This window comes from Rhodococcus sp. ACT016 (assembly GCF_050477185.1).
GTDB lineage: Bacteria > Actinomycetota > Actinomycetes > Mycobacteriales > Mycobacteriaceae > Prescottella.
Map to the genome: position 1 here is coordinate 1,076,218 of NZ_JBEAET010000001.1, position 13,835 is coordinate 1,090,052.

Genomic DNA, 13,835 nt, shown 5'->3' on the forward strand with positions numbered 1-13,835 from the left:
CATGGCACTCTTCCATGTCCGAATGGACGTCGACATCCCCCGTGACCTCGATCCCGCGGTCCGCGAGGAGACGATCGTCCGGGAGAAGGCGTATTCCCAGGAACTGCAGCGGTCGGGCAAGTGGGCGCACATCTGGCGAATCGTCGGGCAGTACAGCAACATCAGCATCTTCGACGTCGAATCCGCCGACGAACTTCACGAGATCCTGTGGAACCTGCCGCTGTTCCCGTACATGGCCATCGAGGTCATGCCGCTCACGAAGCACGGCAGCGCGATCGGCTAGGTCGAGCGGAGCCAGACGTCCCCGGCACCCGGGGTGACGGCGTCGACCAGCGCCCACGCCTCGTCGGCGGGGATGTCGTGCACGACGTACCTGCCCGTGCCGGCGGGGGTCGCCGCGATCACCGTGGCGACGCCGGCGCGGCGCTGGAAGAACGTCTGCCGCACCGTCCAGCCGATGATGCCCGCGGCCTCGAGGCTGTCGCGTCGGCGGTCGAGCGAACCGCTGCGGGTGATCAACCAGCCCGGCAGGACCGCGTGTCCGAGCCCGCGATACCGGTCCCACGCCAGTCCCGCACCGGCGAGCGCGAGCACCACGACGGCCGCCCACACGGGCGACGGCACGTGTCGGCCGGCGAGGGCGAAGCCGGCGGCGATCGTCGCGGCCAGCGCCGCGGGCGAGAGCGCCCGTGTGTACCGGCGGCGGCGGGCGGCCGATCCGTGCATTACGAGTGGGACGTCGCCCTGCCGGTCGTCGCCGAGGACGGTCGCCATCACCCGGGTCGCCTCGGCGCGCGGGCTCTGCGGCAGCAGCAGCGACGACTCGCGGTGCTCGGCGCTGACCCCGGTCATGATCGCGGCGAGCGCGGCACCGCCCGCCAGCCGCAGCAGCAGCGGTTCCTTCAGTGTCGTGCCGCGCAGCCGGGCGCGGTCCAACGTCGTCTGCCGGGTCCGCAGCAGGCCGTGGCTCACGTGCATGGTCCGGCCGTTGTCGGTGACCGTCATGCGCCCGTAGACGACGAGGTACCGCACGCACGCGAGGGCGCTCGCGACCACGAACAGGACGATCAACGCGAACAGGCCGAGCAGCGCCAAGGCGAGTGTGCCGGCGCGTTCGGCGGAATCGAATCCGTTCGCGAGCGTGGGCGAGTGCGCGATCCGGTCGGCCAGGCCGTACTGGAAGAGCACGCCGACGAACGCGCCGATCGCGATCAGACCGGTGACGGAGAACGGCGCGTAGCGCACCCACGATGGGGACCAGTGCCCGATCTCGTGGGTGGGCGGGGGCGCGGGTGCGGGTGCCGTGTCCGCGGCCGCGGCGGGGCGTTCGTGCCCGGCGAGCAGCGCGGCGCGCATGTCCGGCACGAGCGACGCGTCGAGCGCGTTGAGTTCGAACTGGTCCTCGTGGCGCGCATGCTGCCGACCGGTGCCGATCCGCAGCACGGCCAGTCCGAGCAGGCGGTGCAGGACGCGGGCCTCCACGTCGACGGACCGGATGCGGCTGCGCGGGACCGAGAGCACCTTCTTCTGGAACACCCCGCGCCGCAGTTGCACGTGCACCGGTCCGATCCGGTAGGTCGTGGTGAACCAGCGCAGCACGCCGTATGCGACGAGCACGGCGACCGCGATCAGTCCCCAGTAGTGGTTGCCGCTGTTGCTGCCGACGATCCACGACACCGCGATCACCGGCAGCAGCTTGAGGACCTCGTTGACGGGATGCACGAGCAGCATGCGCTTGTCGAGCCGAAGCCACGGCTGCTCCTCCTCGGCCGCGAGGGCCTCGGACCCGGTTTCTTCGACGGGGACGCTCACGTGGCGTCCCCGGCGTTGCGGGCGGCGATCTCGGTGAGGTGCTCGACCGTGCGGTCGGCGACGTCCAGGTCGAGCGCGGCGATCTTCACGGCACCGGCCGACGACGCCGTCGTGACGGTGACGGTCGCCAGGCCGAACAGGCGGTCGAGGGGTCCGCGCTCGGTGTCGACGGTCTGGATCCGGGTGATCGGGGCGATGCGACGCTCCTGGTTGAACCAACCGGTGCGCGTGTAGACCGCGTCGTCGCTGATCTCCCAGCGGTGCACCCGGTACCGCCACCGCGGCACGACGAGGATGTCGGCGAGCGCGACGATCAGAGTCACCACGAAGACCGTCAGATGCGGCCACGTGTCCCACTGCCCGGCCACGACGGCCCATACGATCTGTGCGACGAAGATCGGCAGCCAGATCAGGGCGGACGCGGTGGCCCACAACGCGGGAGCCTTGGTGCTCGGTCGCCACTGCGGGTCGGCCATCGTCACCGTCCGCGCGGCACGGGTGGGGTCGGGGGGAAGGCTCACGATCTCATCCTGCCCGAGTCGGCGTCGCGCGTCCTAAGGTGGAGGTTGCCGCACGGGGGCCGTGCGTGTCCGTCGAGACGGGAGGTGGTCGTGATGGTTTCACCCGAGGCCGAGAACACCGAGGAAGAAGCGGTGTCCGTCGAGTCTGCGGACGTCTCCGAAGCTGACCTCGTCGAGCAGTTGACACCGGCCGAGGCGGACGACGACCGCGACGAGTCGACGCCCCCACCGACCCCGCTCGAGGTCAACCCGGCGGACGCCGCGGAGCAGCGTCGCAGTGTGCCGGTCGACGAGGACTATCCCCACGGATAGCCGGAGCGTGTGAGACCCGCGGTGGCAGGGGCACCGGTCGGTGGCGCATGATCGTCGGGTGAGTCACTCGAGCGATGACACCGATCGGTCCACGATCCTGCCGATCCCGGCTGTTCCGGGACGTTCCGGGAACATCGAACCGCCGTCCGCGAGTGCGATGCGGCGCGTCCTGAGGCGGGCGCGGGACGGCGCAACGCTCAACGTCGACGAGGCCACCACGCTGCTGCACGCGCGCGGCGCCGACCTCGAGGATCTGTGTGCGTCCGCGGCGAAGGTGCGCGACGCGGGACTGGTCGCGGCCGGCCGGCCGAAGACGGTGTCGTACTCGCGCAAGGTGTTCATCCCGCTCACCCGGTTGTGCCGCGACAAGTGCCACTACTGCACGTTCGTGACGGTGCCGGGCAAGCTCCGGGCCGAGGGCCACGGGATGTACCTCGAGCCGGACGAGGTGCTCGAGATCGCGCGGCAGGGCGCCGAAATGGGTTGCAAGGAAGCCCTGTTCACGCTCGGCGACCGCCCTGAGGATCGGTGGCCCGAGGCCAAGCAGTGGCTCGACGAGCGCGGCTACGACTCGACTCTGGACTACGTGCGGGCGATGGCGATCCGCGTCCTCGAGGAGACCGGCCTGCTGCCGCACCTGAATCCCGGCGTCATGAGCTGGGAGGAGATCTCGCGCCTCAAGCCCGTCGCGCCGTCGATGGGGATGATGCTCGAGACAACCTCGACGCGACTGTTCACCGACAAGGGGGAGTGCCACTACGGCAGCCCCGACAAGGACCCCGAGGTGCGGCTGCGGACGCTGACCGACGCGGGCCGACTGTCGGTGCCCTTCACGACGGGCATCCTGGTGGGCATCGGGGAGACGCTCGCCGAGCGCGCCGACTCCATCTTCGCAATCCGCAAGGTGCACAAGGCGTTCGGGCATGTGCAGGAAGTGATCGTGCAGAACTTCCTGGCCAAGCCCGACACCGCGATGCGGGATGCGCCCGACGCGAACCTCGAGGAGTTCCTCGCGACCATCGCCGTCGCCCGACTGCTGTTGGGGCCGGGCATGCGGATCCAGTCGCCGCCCAATCTGGTCTCGCAGGCCGAGTGCCTCGCGCTGATCGGTGCCGGCGTCGACGACTGGGGCGGCGTCTCGCCGCTCACCCCCGACCACGTGAACCCGGAGCGACCGTGGCCCAACCTGGACACGCTCGCCGAGATCACCGCGGAGGCCGGCTACACGCTCGTCGAGCGGACGGCCGCGCAGCCGCAGTACGTGCTGGCCGGACACCCGTGGATCGACCCGCGGATCGGCGCGCACGTGCGGGCGCTCGCGGACCCGACGACCGGTCTGGCGCGCGACGGCGTGAAGCCGGAGGGGCTGCCGTGGCAGGAACCGGACGAGGAGTGGGTGTCGTCGGGCCGGGTGGACCTGAACACCGAGATCGACACCGACGGCCGCAACACCGACACCCGATCCGACCTGGGCAGCGCGTTCGGTGACTGGGAGACGGTGCGCGAGCAGGTCCTCGAACTCGGCCGTGCCGCCCCGACACGGGTCGACACCGACGTGGTGGCCGCGCTGCGCAGCGCCGAGCGGGACCCGGCCGGGCTGTCGGACGACGAGTACCTCGCGCTCGCGACCGCGGACGGTGCCGGACTCGAGGCGGTCGTCGCGCTCGCCGACGCGCTGCGCAAGGAGGCCGTCGGCGACGACGTCACGTACGTCGTGAACCGGAACATCAACTTCACCAACATCTGCTACACCGGCTGCCGGTTCTGCGCGTTCGCGCAGCGCAAGGGTGACGCGGACGCCTTCACACTGTCGGCCGAGGAGGTGGCCGACCGCGCATGGGAAGCGCACGTCGCCGGCGCGACCGAGGTGTGCATGCAGGGCGGGATCGACCCCGAACTGCCCGTCACCGGCTACGCCGACCTGATCCGCGCGGTCAAGCGTCGGGTGCCGTCGATGCACGTGCACGCGTTCAGCCCGATGGAGATCGTCAACGGCGCGTCCCGCAGCGGCCAGAGCGTGCGCGACTGGCTCACCGAGCTGCGCGAGGCGGGCCTGGATACGATCCCGGGCACCGCGGCCGAGATCCTCGACGACGAGGTGCGCTGGGTGCTGACGAAGGGCAAGCTGCCGACGTCCGCGTGGGTCGACGTCATCACCACGGCCCACGAGGTGGGCCTGCGGTCGAGCTCGACGATGATGTACGGCCACGTCGACAGCCCCAAGCACTGGGTCGGTCACCTGCGGGTGATCCGCGGCATCCAGGACCGGACCGGCGGCTTCACCGAGTTCGTGCTGCTGCCGTTCGTGCACCAGAGCGCGCCGCTGTACCTGGCCGGCGCGTCGCGCCCGGGGCCGACGCAGCGCGACAACCGGGCGGCGCACGCGCTGGCGCGGATCATGCTGCACGGGCGCATCGCCAACATCCAGACCAGCTGGGTCAAGCTCGGCATCGCCGGCACGCAGGCGATGCTGCAGGGCGGCGCGAACGACCTGGGTGGCACGCTGATGGAGGAGACCATCTCGCGGATGGCGGGCTCGCAGCACGGATCGGAGAAGACCGTCGAGGAGTTGCGGGCGATCGCGGAGGGAATCGGTCGCCCGGCGCGGGAACGGACGACGGGCTATGCCCTCCGGGAACCGACGACCGCCCTGCCGGTGGTCTGACGACGTCGCGAGCCGCAATATGAGGTCACCCTTACCGAACTGTCGCGGCCGCAAAGCTTCATACTGGACACTCCGGATGTTCGTCGGGCGTGAGCCCGCGGCCGGCTCGCCGAGGCGCCCCGGCGCCCGTGTCAGAAAGGCAGGGAGAGCAGCAGTGACCTACACGATTGCCGAACCGTGCGTCGATGTGATGGACAAGGCCTGTATCGAGGAGTGTCCGGTCGACTGCATCTACGAGGGCGGTCGCATGCTCTACATCCATCCGGACGAGTGCGTGGACTGTGGTGCGTGTGAGCCTGTCTGCCCCGTCGAGGCCATCTTCTACGAGGACGATGTGCCGGACCAGTGGACCGGTTACGTGAGCGCGAACGTCGATTTCTTCGACGATCTCGGCTCGCCCGGTGGTGCCGCGAAACTCGGCAAGGTCGACTACGACCCGCCGATGATCAAGGCGCTCCCGCCCATGAACGAGGACTAGTCGCGTACTAGTCGAAGAACGCGTTTCGAGGAAGATCAGTTGCCGCGCATCTCTGTAGCCAAGACCCTGCCCGACTTCCCGTGGGATTCTCTCGCGTCCGCGAAGGAGAAGGCGACGTCGCATCCCGACGGCATCGTCAACCTGTCCGTCGGGACCCCCGTCGATCCCGTCGCCCCGGTCATCCGGGAGGCGTTGTCGTCGGTCGCGGCGGAGCCCGGCTATCCGACGACGCACGGCACCGACGCGCTGCGTGAGGCGACGGCGGCGTCGCTGGCGCGGCGCTACGGCATGACCGGTGTCGATCCCGCGGCGATCCTGCCCGTGATCGGCACCAAGGAGGCCATTGCGTGGCTGCCGAGCCTGCTGGGCCTCGGCGCGGACGACCTGGTGGTCATCCCGGAGGTTGCGTACCCGACGTACGAGGTGGGCGCGCTGCTGGCCGGCGCCCGGGTGCTGCGCGCCGACGGGACCGCCCAGTTGGGTCCGGAGAAGCCGGCGCTGATCTTCGTCAACTCGCCGTCCAACCCCACCGGCAAGGTGCTCGGCGTCGAGCACCTGCGCAAGGTGGTCGAGTTCGCGCGTGAGCGCGGCGCGATCGTCGCGTCCGACGAGTGCTACCTGGGGTTGACCTGGGAGGCCGACGCGGTGTCGATCCTCGATCCGCGTGTGTGCGGCGGCGACCACACCGGGCTGCTGGCGATCCACTCGCTGTCGAAGACGTCGAATCTGGCCAGCTACCGGGCCGGGTTCCTCGCGGGCGACCCCGCGCTCATCGCCGAACTGCTCGAGGTTCGCAAGCACGCGGGCATGATGATGCCGACGCCGATCCAGGCCGCCATGGCGGCCGCGTTGAGCGACGACGGCCAGGAGAAGGAGCAGCGCGAGCGGTACCGCGAGCGCCGCGAGATCCTGCTGGCCGCCGTCCGTGGCGCCGGCTTCACGGTCGACGACTCGGAGGCCGGTCTGTACCTGTGGGCCACCCGCGGCGAGGACTGCCGGGCCACCGTCGACTGGTTCGCCGAGCGCGGCATCCTGGTCGCGCCGGGCGACTTCTACGGCCCGCGCGGGCGGAAGCACGTGCGGATCGCGCTCACCGCGTCGGACGAGCGCATCGCGGCGGCGGCAGCCCGACTCGCCTGACCTTCTCGCATTTCGCGCACTTGTTGCGGGTTCGGGGCGCGGCTTCTCGCGCTTTGCACACTTGTTGCGGGGCGCACGGGGTGGTGTCGGGCGTAGCCTGAGCTTGATTGCAGTCTCTCTGGCTCTGGCTGAGGAGGGCAGCATGGATGCCGTCACGCAGGTACCGGCGCCGCGCAACGAGCCGGTTCACTCCTACGCGCCGGGAAGTCCCGAGCGAGCGCGTCTGAGGGAAGCTCTCGCGGAGCATTCGGCCGGGGTCGTCGAGATCCCGCACGTAATTGGCGGCCGGGATCGAACCGGAACCGGCGAATTGTCGGAAGTGCTTGAGCCGCACCGGCATTCCTCGATCCTCGCGACATTCGCGAATGCGACGTACGACGACGCGAGCGCCGCGATCGACGCCGCGACGGCGGCGGCACCGGGGTGGCGGGAGTTGCCGTTCGACGAGCGGGCCGCGGTCCTGCTCCGCGCCGCCGATCTGCTGTCGGGACCGTGGCGCGAGAAGGTGGCCGCCGCGACCATGCTGGGCCAGTCCAAGTCGGTGCAGCAGGCCGAGATCGACGCGCCGTGCGAACTGGTGGACTTCTGGCGGTTCAACGTGCACTTCGCCCGGCAGATCCTCGCCGACCAGCCGACGTCGTCGCCGGGGGTGTGGAACCGCCTCGAGTACCGGCCACTCGAGGGTTTCGTGTACGCGATCACGCCGTTCAACTTCACCGCGATCGCCGGGAACCTGCCTACCGCGCCGGCGCTGATGGGGAACACGGTGATCTGGAAGCCGTCGCCGACGCAGACGCTCGCCGCGTACTGGACCGTACGACTGCTCGAAGCGGCGGGGCTGCCGCCCGGGGTGATCAACCTCCTCACCGGCGACGGCCTCGCCGTTTCCGATGTGGCGCTGCATGATCCGCGGTTGGCCGGGATCCACTTCACCGGGTCGACGGCGACGTTCCAGCATCTCTGGCGTGAGGTGGGTGCGAACATCGCGAACTACCGCAGCTACCCGCGGCTGGTGGGGGAGACCGGGGGCAAGGACTTCGTGGTCGCGCACGCGTCGGCCGATCCGGCGGTGTTGTCGACAGCCCTGATCCGCGGGGCGTTCGAGTACCAGGGGCAGAAGTGCTCGGCAGCGTCGCGGGCGTACGTTCCACGGTCGGTGTGGGAGGGGATGAAGGAGCAGTTCCTCGCCGAGGTCGACGCCCTCACCTACGGCGACGTCAACGATCTCGAGAACTTCGGCGGCGCGCTCATCGACCGTCGTGCGTACGACAAGAGCGTCGCCGCGATCGAGCGGGCCCGCGGCGCCGCCGGCGTCCGGATTGCGGTGGGAGGCAAGTACGACGACAGCGTCGGCTACTTCGTCCGGCCGACCGTGCTGCTCGTCGACGACCCCGGTGACGAGGCGCTGGCGAAGGAGTACTTCGGTCCGATCCTGTCGGTGCACGTGTACGACGACTCCGCGCCGGGAGCGTTCGCGGACGTGCTCCGCGCGGTGGACACCGCGGCGCCGTACGCGTTGACCGGTGCGGTCGTCGCCGACGATCGGAGTGCCATCGAACAGGCTACGGCCGCACTGCGTTTCACCGCCGGCAATTTCTACGTCAACGACAAGCCGACAGGTGCCGTGGTGGGCCAGCAGCCCTTCGGGGGCAGTCGGGCGTCGGGCACCAACGACAAGGCGGGCTCGCCGCTGAACCTGCTGCGCTGGGTGTCGGCACGCACGATCAAGGAGACCTTCGTCCCGCCGACCGACCCTCGCTACCCACACATGGGACCGGAGCGAGGTCGATGACGCCCGGCGTCCTGGCGAATCCGCTACGGCCCGCAATCCTCGCGGCCGCCCGGTCGGCCCGGGTCAAGAGCGCGGTGACGCGGGCGCCGGTCACCAAGTCGATCGTGCGGCGCTTCGTCGCGGGGGAGACGCTCGCCGACGCGATGGCGGCGGCGTCCGCGCTGCTCGTCGCAGGTCGGTCGGTGAGCATGGACTACCTCGGCGAGGACACTCTCGACGCCGGGCAGGCCCGGGACACCGTCGTCGCGTACCTGGAGTTGCTGGCCGAGTTGGGGCGGTTGCCGCACGCCGATGCCGACGGGGTGCGCCCGCTCGAGGTGTCGGTGAAGCTGTCGGCGGTGGGGCAGGGACTGCCCGTGGACGGGGACAAGATCGCCCTCGACCACGCCCGCACGATCTGCGCGGCCGCGCGCGAGCACGGGATGTGGGTGACCGTCGACGCCGAGGACCACACCCGCACCGACTCGACGCTGTCGATCGTGCGCGAGCTGCGTGCGGACTTCCCGTGGCTCGGCACGGTGCTGCAGGCATACCTGCGTCGGACCGAGGACGACTGCTGCGACCTCGCGGGCGCGGGGTCGCGGATCCGACTGTGCAAGGGCGCGTACCGCGAACCCGAGTCGGTGGCCTTCCAGTCCCGTGCCGACGTCGACGCGTCGTACGCGCGCTGCCTGGCGATCCTCATGCGCGGCGGCGGCTACCCGATGGTCGCGACGCACGACCCGGCGCTCATCGACTCGGTGGACCGTCTGCTCGCGGAAACCGGCAGGGGAGCGAGCGATTTCGAACACCAGATGCTGTTCGGCATCCGGGATCTCGAGCAGGGACGGCTGGTCGACGCCGGTCGCCGGGTGCGGGTGTACGTGCCGTACGGCGTGCAGTGGTACGGGTACTTCATGCGTCGTCTCGCGGAGCGGCCGTCGAACCTGCGGTTCTTCCTGCGCTCGATGCTCACCCGGAGCTGAACGGTTGGTGTGAGACAGTGGGCGTCGTGCTGCTCAGTTCGCTGAACCCTCTCGCCGTCGCGCGCGGCGACGACATGCCCGACGCCGTCCGGATCGGCGACACCTCGCTCTCCCGCACCGATATCGTCGGCGCCGCCGGGGCGCTCGCCAAGCGCATCGCCGGCGCCCGCCGCGTCGCGATCCTCGCCGAGCCGACACCGGCGACGATCGTCGCGATCGTCGGCTGTCTGCTCGCCGGTGTCACCGTGGTGCCGGTGCCGCCGGATTCGGGTCCGGCCGAGCGCGAGCACATCCTCCGCGATTCCGGGGCCCAGGCCTGGCTCGGTCCGGCCCCCGACGACACCACCCTGCCGGTCGTGCCGGTGCGGCTGCACGCGCGGGACTGGCACACGCATCCCGAACCGGACCCGTCGTCGATCGCGTTCGTGCTCTACACCTCCGGCACGACGGGGGCGCCCAAGGGTGTGCTGCTGAGCCGCCGAGCGCTCGCGGCGGGCATCGACGCCATGGCCGAGGCCTGGGACTGGACGTCGAAGGACGTTCTGGTGCACGGTCTGCCCCTGTTCCACGTGCACGGCCTGATCCTCGGGCTGCTGGGAGCCCTCCGGGTGGGCAGCCGCCTGGTTCACACCGTCAAACCGACGCCGCAGGCCTACGCGCAGGCCGCCCGTGACGGCGGCACACTGTTCTTCGGCGTGCCCACCGTGTGGTCGCGGATCGCCGAGGACGAGGAGTCGGCCCGGGCGCTCGGTACCGCCCGGCTGCTGGTGTCGGGCAGCGCCGCGCTCCCGGTCCCGGTGTTCGAGCGACTGCGCGACCTGACGGGCCTCACCCCGATCGAGCGGTACGGCATGAGCGAGACGATGCTGACGATCAGCACCCGCGTCGACGGCGAGCGCCGGCCCGGCTGGGTGGGCCTGCCGGTGCGTGGCGTCGAGACGCGGCTGCGCGACGAGCGCGGCGGAGACGTCCCGCACGACGGCGAGAGCATCGGTGGTCTGCAGGTCCGCGGTCCGATGCTGTTCGACGGCTACCTGAACCGCCCGGACGCGACCGCCGAGTCGTGGACCGACGACGGCTGGTTCCAGACCGGTGACGTCGCCGTGATCGACGAGGGCGGCTTCCACCGCATCGTCGGACGCGAATCCACCGACCTCATCAAGTCCGGGGGTTTCCGCATCGGCGCCGGCGAGATCGAGACGGTGCTGCTCGGCTATCCCGGCGTGAAGGAGGCCGCGGTCGTCGGGCTGCCCGACGCCGACTTGGGCCAGCGCATCGTGGCGTTCGTCGTCGGCGACGGCCTCGACGAGGCGACGCTGATCGAGCACGTCGCGTCGCAGCTGTCGGTGCACAAGCGGCCGCGGGAGGTGCGGATCGTCGAGTCGCTGCCGCGTAACGCGATGGGCAAGGTACAGAAGAAGCTGCTGGCCTGACGGGTCCACCGGCGTACGGTCGGGACATGAGCGCAGTCACGAGCACCCGCATCGTCCTCGCCTCACGACCGCACGGGGAACCGTCCGAAGACAACTTCCGCACGGAGACGGTCGAACTGCCCGACCTCGCCGACGGTCAGGTGCTGCTGCGGACGGTGTACCTGTCGCTGGACCCGTACATGCGCAATCGGATGAATGCCGGGGAGTCGTACGCCGATCCGGTCGAGGTGGGCGACGTCATGGTCGGCGGCACCGTCTCCCAGGTCGTGGATTCCCGAGCACCCGGCCTTCCCGCCGGCACGTACGTGCTCGGATACACCGGCTGGCAGTCGCACGCGGTGGCCGACGGCACCGCGGTGCGCGTTCTCGATCCCGACCGGGCCCCGCTGGCCACCGCGCTCGGCGTGCTCGGTATGCCCGGCTTCACGGCCTACGCGGGGCTGCTGAAGATCGGTCAGCCGAAGGCAGGGGAGACCGTCGTCGTGGCCGCGGCGTCCGGCCCGGTGGGTTCGGCCGTCGGGCAGATCGCGAAGATCCACGGCGCGCGGGCAGTCGGAATTGCGGGTGGACCGGACAAGTGCGCATACGTGCGAGACCAACTCGGTTTCGACGCCGCGATCGACCATCGTGCACCCGATTTCGCCGATCGACTGAAAGCGGCCGTGCCGGACGGGATCGACGTCTACTTCGAGAATGTCGGCGGTCCGGTCACCGCCGCAGTGCTGCCGCTGCTCAATCTCCACGCGCGGATTCCGGTGTGCGGGATGGTGTCCCAGTACAACGTCGCATCGGATCCCGAGGGGCCGGACCGGCTTCCCGGGTTCATGAGCCTGGTGCTCGTCAAGAGCCTGACCGTCCGTGGTTTCATCCAGTCCGAGTTCGTCCGGGAGGTCTACGGCGACTTCGAGCGCGACGCCTCCCAGTGGCTCGCCGAGGGGCGGCTGAAGCACCGGGAGGACGTCGTGGACGGGCTGGAGAATGCGCCGTCCGCATTCTTCGGAATGTTGCACGGCAAGAACTTCGGAAAACTGGTCGTCAGGGTCGGGTCGGAGCAGGACTGACGGGTTCGACGACGACCGGAATCCTCGGGAATCAGGCGGAGATGCCGACGGGGGTGTCGCCGACGATCGAAATGCGGTCCATGACGCGGCGCGCCGGGTAGTAGTCGCTGGATGCGTAGTGCTGGCACGTGCGGTTGTCCCAGAACGCGATGGTGTTCGGTTGCCACCGCAGGCGCACCTGGAACTCCGGACGCTGGACGTGGCGGTACAGCATGCGGAGCAGCTCGTTCGACTCGTCCTCCGAGACGCCGAGGATGCGCTGGGTGAAGACGGCGTTGACGAACAGCACCCGTCGTCCGGTCTCGGGGATCACCCGCACCACGGGGTGCACGACCGGAGCGAAGAGCGGTCGGAGCATCTCGACGGACTCCGCGGGCATGCCGCGACCGAAGCTGTTGATCCAATCGTGCTCGGCCGGCAGGTGGTCGATGCGTGCCCGGACGTCCTCCGGAAGGAGGTCGTAGGCCGCACCGGTGTCGGTCCACAGCGTGTCACCGCCGACCGACGGAACCTCGACGGCGCGCAGAACCGCTGCGAACGAGGGGAATTCGTGCCAGGTCACGTCGTTGTGCCACATGTTCTCGACACCCGCGGCCATGCCGTCCTTCGCGAGGGTCGCGACGTCCGCGTCGCTCTGACCGGGCTGCGTGTACTTGAAGAACGGGTGCTGTTCCAGTTTGCCCCAGCGCGAGGCGAATTCACGATGCTCGGCGCGGTCGATGTCCTGGTCGCGGAAGAACAGCACCTTCCACTCGAGTAGTGCGCGCCGGAGTTCGGCGAGCACATCGTCGGACAGGTCGCCGCTCAGCCGGATTCCCGAGACCTCGGCACCGATGGTGGGGGTCTGCGGGGTGAGCGAGAACAGTTCGTAGGGGCGAGCTTCCGCGCCCTCGGTGGTGCGTCGCGCCATGAGCGGGCCGACGGCGTAGAGCGGGTCCGTGGGGCGGGGCTCGATGAACGTTCGGAAGATGTCGGGAGTAGCGGAGGACGTCATTGCGAAACTCCTTGGGGCTCGGTGTGGTCCGTCGGTCCGACGGCGCTGCTGGTGTGCGCGGACGTGCCGGCTTCGAGCACGGCCGCGCAGGTGTCGACGAGATCCGCGACGATCGCCGCGGTCTCTGCTGGGGTGCGATCCGTTCCCTCCCGTGCGGCGAGGGCAGTCATGCTGAGCATGGTGATGTTGTCGGCACGCCAGGCGGCGATCTCTCCGGGTGCCGGACAGAGGTCGATCAGCATTCGATGCACGTGCCGGTAGCTCTCCGCTCTCAGGTGCCTCTGGATGAGGTCTGCGAGGGCGGGGTCGAACATGGCCTGGACGAGGAAGCGGGCGTACCGGCTGCCGGGTCGGCCCAGTGTCTCGGCGGCCAGGGGCCGGACGAGTGCCCCCACCGCCTGTCGAACGGTCGGGGGAGCGCCCAGCCGCTCCATTTCGTCGAGCAGTTCCTGTCGGCGGGCATCGACGGGGGACATGCGGACCTCGACGAGCGCCTCGAGGAGGCCCTCGCGGGAACCGAAGTGGTACTTCGCTGCCGACTTGTTGGACTGCTTGGCCGCGATCTGGACGTCCTTGAGCGTCAGCGTGGGCATTCCCCGTTCGGCAATGATCTGCTCGGCCGCCTCGATCATCGCCTGCCGGGACGTGGTCTGGGTCACAGC

The 13,835-nt window shown here is 69.9% G+C and carries 13 protein-coding genes; 9 read left to right on the forward strand and 4 right to left on the reverse strand.

The genetic code is table 11. The features are described 5' to 3' along the window. Window position 1: 1 nt before the first annotated feature. A complete protein-coding gene (catC, locus tag ACQ5DX_RS05155) occupies window positions 2-283 on the forward strand; it encodes a muconolactone Delta-isomerase (RefSeq protein WP_430331600.1) in 282 nt (93 codons plus the stop codon). Here the strand turns inward: catC and ACQ5DX_RS05160 are convergent. Continuing rightward, on the reverse strand, window positions 280-1,812 hold the full coding sequence (locus ACQ5DX_RS05160) for a PH domain-containing protein (protein ID WP_430331601.1): 1,533 nt from the start codon (window positions 1,810-1,812) through the stop codon (window positions 280-282). The genes catC and ACQ5DX_RS05160 overlap by 4 nt on opposite strands. Beyond that, window positions 1,809-2,288 carry a PH domain-containing protein gene (locus tag ACQ5DX_RS05165; RefSeq protein WP_430335549.1) on the reverse strand — a complete coding sequence of 160 codons (480 nt, stop codon included), beginning with the start codon at window positions 2,286-2,288 and terminating at the stop codon, window positions 1,809-1,811. The genes ACQ5DX_RS05160 and ACQ5DX_RS05165 overlap by 4 nt, the downstream gene beginning before the upstream one ends. A 138-nt stretch (window positions 2,289-2,426) precedes the next feature. Between ACQ5DX_RS05165 and ACQ5DX_RS05170 the strand changes: the two genes are divergently transcribed. From ACQ5DX_RS05170 to ACQ5DX_RS05205, 8 genes are all read left to right on the forward strand, one after another. Beyond that, window positions 2,427-2,645: a hypothetical protein gene (locus tag ACQ5DX_RS05170; RefSeq protein WP_430331602.1), complete on the forward strand. Its 219-nt coding sequence runs from the start codon at window positions 2,427-2,429 to the stop codon at window positions 2,643-2,645. 40 nt (window positions 2,646-2,685) lie between these two features. Then, on the forward strand, window positions 2,686-5,310 hold the full coding sequence (locus ACQ5DX_RS05175; RefSeq protein WP_430331603.1) for a bifunctional FO biosynthesis protein CofGH: 2,625 nt from the start codon (window positions 2,686-2,688) through the stop codon (window positions 5,308-5,310). Window positions 5,311-5,464: 154 nt separating this feature from the next. Continuing rightward, on the forward strand, window positions 5,465-5,788 hold the full coding sequence (fdxA, locus tag ACQ5DX_RS05180) for a ferredoxin (RefSeq protein ID WP_430331604.1): 324 nt from the start codon (window positions 5,465-5,467) through the stop codon (window positions 5,786-5,788). 39 nt (window positions 5,789-5,827) lie between these two features. Further along, the gene (gene dapC, locus ACQ5DX_RS05185; protein WP_430331605.1) at window positions 5,828-6,928 is read left to right on the forward strand and encodes a succinyldiaminopimelate transaminase; all 1,101 of its coding nucleotides are present in this window, start codon (window positions 5,828-5,830) and stop codon (window positions 6,926-6,928) included. Between the two features lie 142 nt (window positions 6,929-7,070). After that, window positions 7,071-8,720, forward strand: a complete 1,650-nt coding sequence (gene pruA / locus ACQ5DX_RS05190) for an L-glutamate gamma-semialdehyde dehydrogenase (RefSeq protein ID WP_430331606.1) — start codon at window positions 7,071-7,073, stop codon at window positions 8,718-8,720. Then, complete coding sequence (locus tag ACQ5DX_RS05195) at window positions 8,717-9,685, forward strand: proline dehydrogenase family protein (RefSeq protein ID WP_430331607.1); 969 nt, start codon at window positions 8,717-8,719, stop codon at window positions 9,683-9,685. The genes pruA and ACQ5DX_RS05195 overlap by 4 nt, the downstream gene beginning before the upstream one ends. A 26-nt stretch (window positions 9,686-9,711) precedes the next feature. Beyond that, complete coding sequence (locus ACQ5DX_RS05200) at window positions 9,712-11,118, forward strand: acyl-CoA synthetase (RefSeq protein WP_430331608.1); 1,407 nt, start codon at window positions 9,712-9,714, stop codon at window positions 11,116-11,118. Between the two features lie 26 nt (window positions 11,119-11,144). Then, a complete protein-coding gene (locus tag ACQ5DX_RS05205; RefSeq protein WP_430331609.1) occupies window positions 11,145-12,179 on the forward strand; it encodes an NADP-dependent oxidoreductase in 1,035 nt (344 codons plus the stop codon). Window positions 12,180-12,210: 31 nt separating this feature from the next. Here the strand turns inward: ACQ5DX_RS05205 and ACQ5DX_RS05210 are convergent, their stop codons facing one another. Together ACQ5DX_RS05210 and ACQ5DX_RS05215 are read right to left on the reverse strand one after the other, a co-directional pair. Further along, entirely contained in the window at window positions 12,211-13,173 is a 963-nt protein-coding gene (locus tag ACQ5DX_RS05210; RefSeq protein WP_430331610.1) for a TauD/TfdA dioxygenase family protein, read from the reverse strand. Further along, a complete protein-coding gene (locus tag ACQ5DX_RS05215) occupies window positions 13,170-13,832 on the reverse strand; it encodes a TetR/AcrR family transcriptional regulator (RefSeq protein WP_430331611.1) in 663 nt (220 codons plus the stop codon). Before ACQ5DX_RS05215 ends, ACQ5DX_RS05210 begins: the two co-directional genes overlap by 4 nt. Window positions 13,833-13,835 lie beyond the last annotated feature (3 nt).

Coding starts and splice junctions, on each gene's coding strand:
- catC (WP_430331600.1), top strand. CDS start 2: ATGGCACTCTTCCATGTCCGAATGGACGTCGACATCCCCCGTGACCTC.
- ACQ5DX_RS05165 (WP_430335549.1), bottom strand. CDS start 2,288: ATGGCCGACCCGCAGTGGCGACCGAGCACCAAGGCTCCCGCGTTGTGG.
- ACQ5DX_RS05170 (WP_430331602.1), top strand. CDS start 2,427: ATGGTTTCACCCGAGGCCGAGAACACCGAGGAAGAAGCGGTGTCCGTC.
- pruA (WP_430331606.1), top strand. CDS start 7,071: ATGGATGCCGTCACGCAGGTACCGGCGCCGCGCAACGAGCCGGTTCAC.
- ACQ5DX_RS05195 (WP_430331607.1), top strand. CDS start 8,717: ATGACGCCCGGCGTCCTGGCGAATCCGCTACGGCCCGCAATCCTCGCG.
- ACQ5DX_RS05205 (WP_430331609.1), top strand. CDS start 11,145: ATGAGCGCAGTCACGAGCACCCGCATCGTCCTCGCCTCACGACCGCAC.
- ACQ5DX_RS05210 (WP_430331610.1), bottom strand. CDS start 13,173: ATGACGTCCTCCGCTACTCCCGACATCTTCCGAACGTTCATCGAGCCC.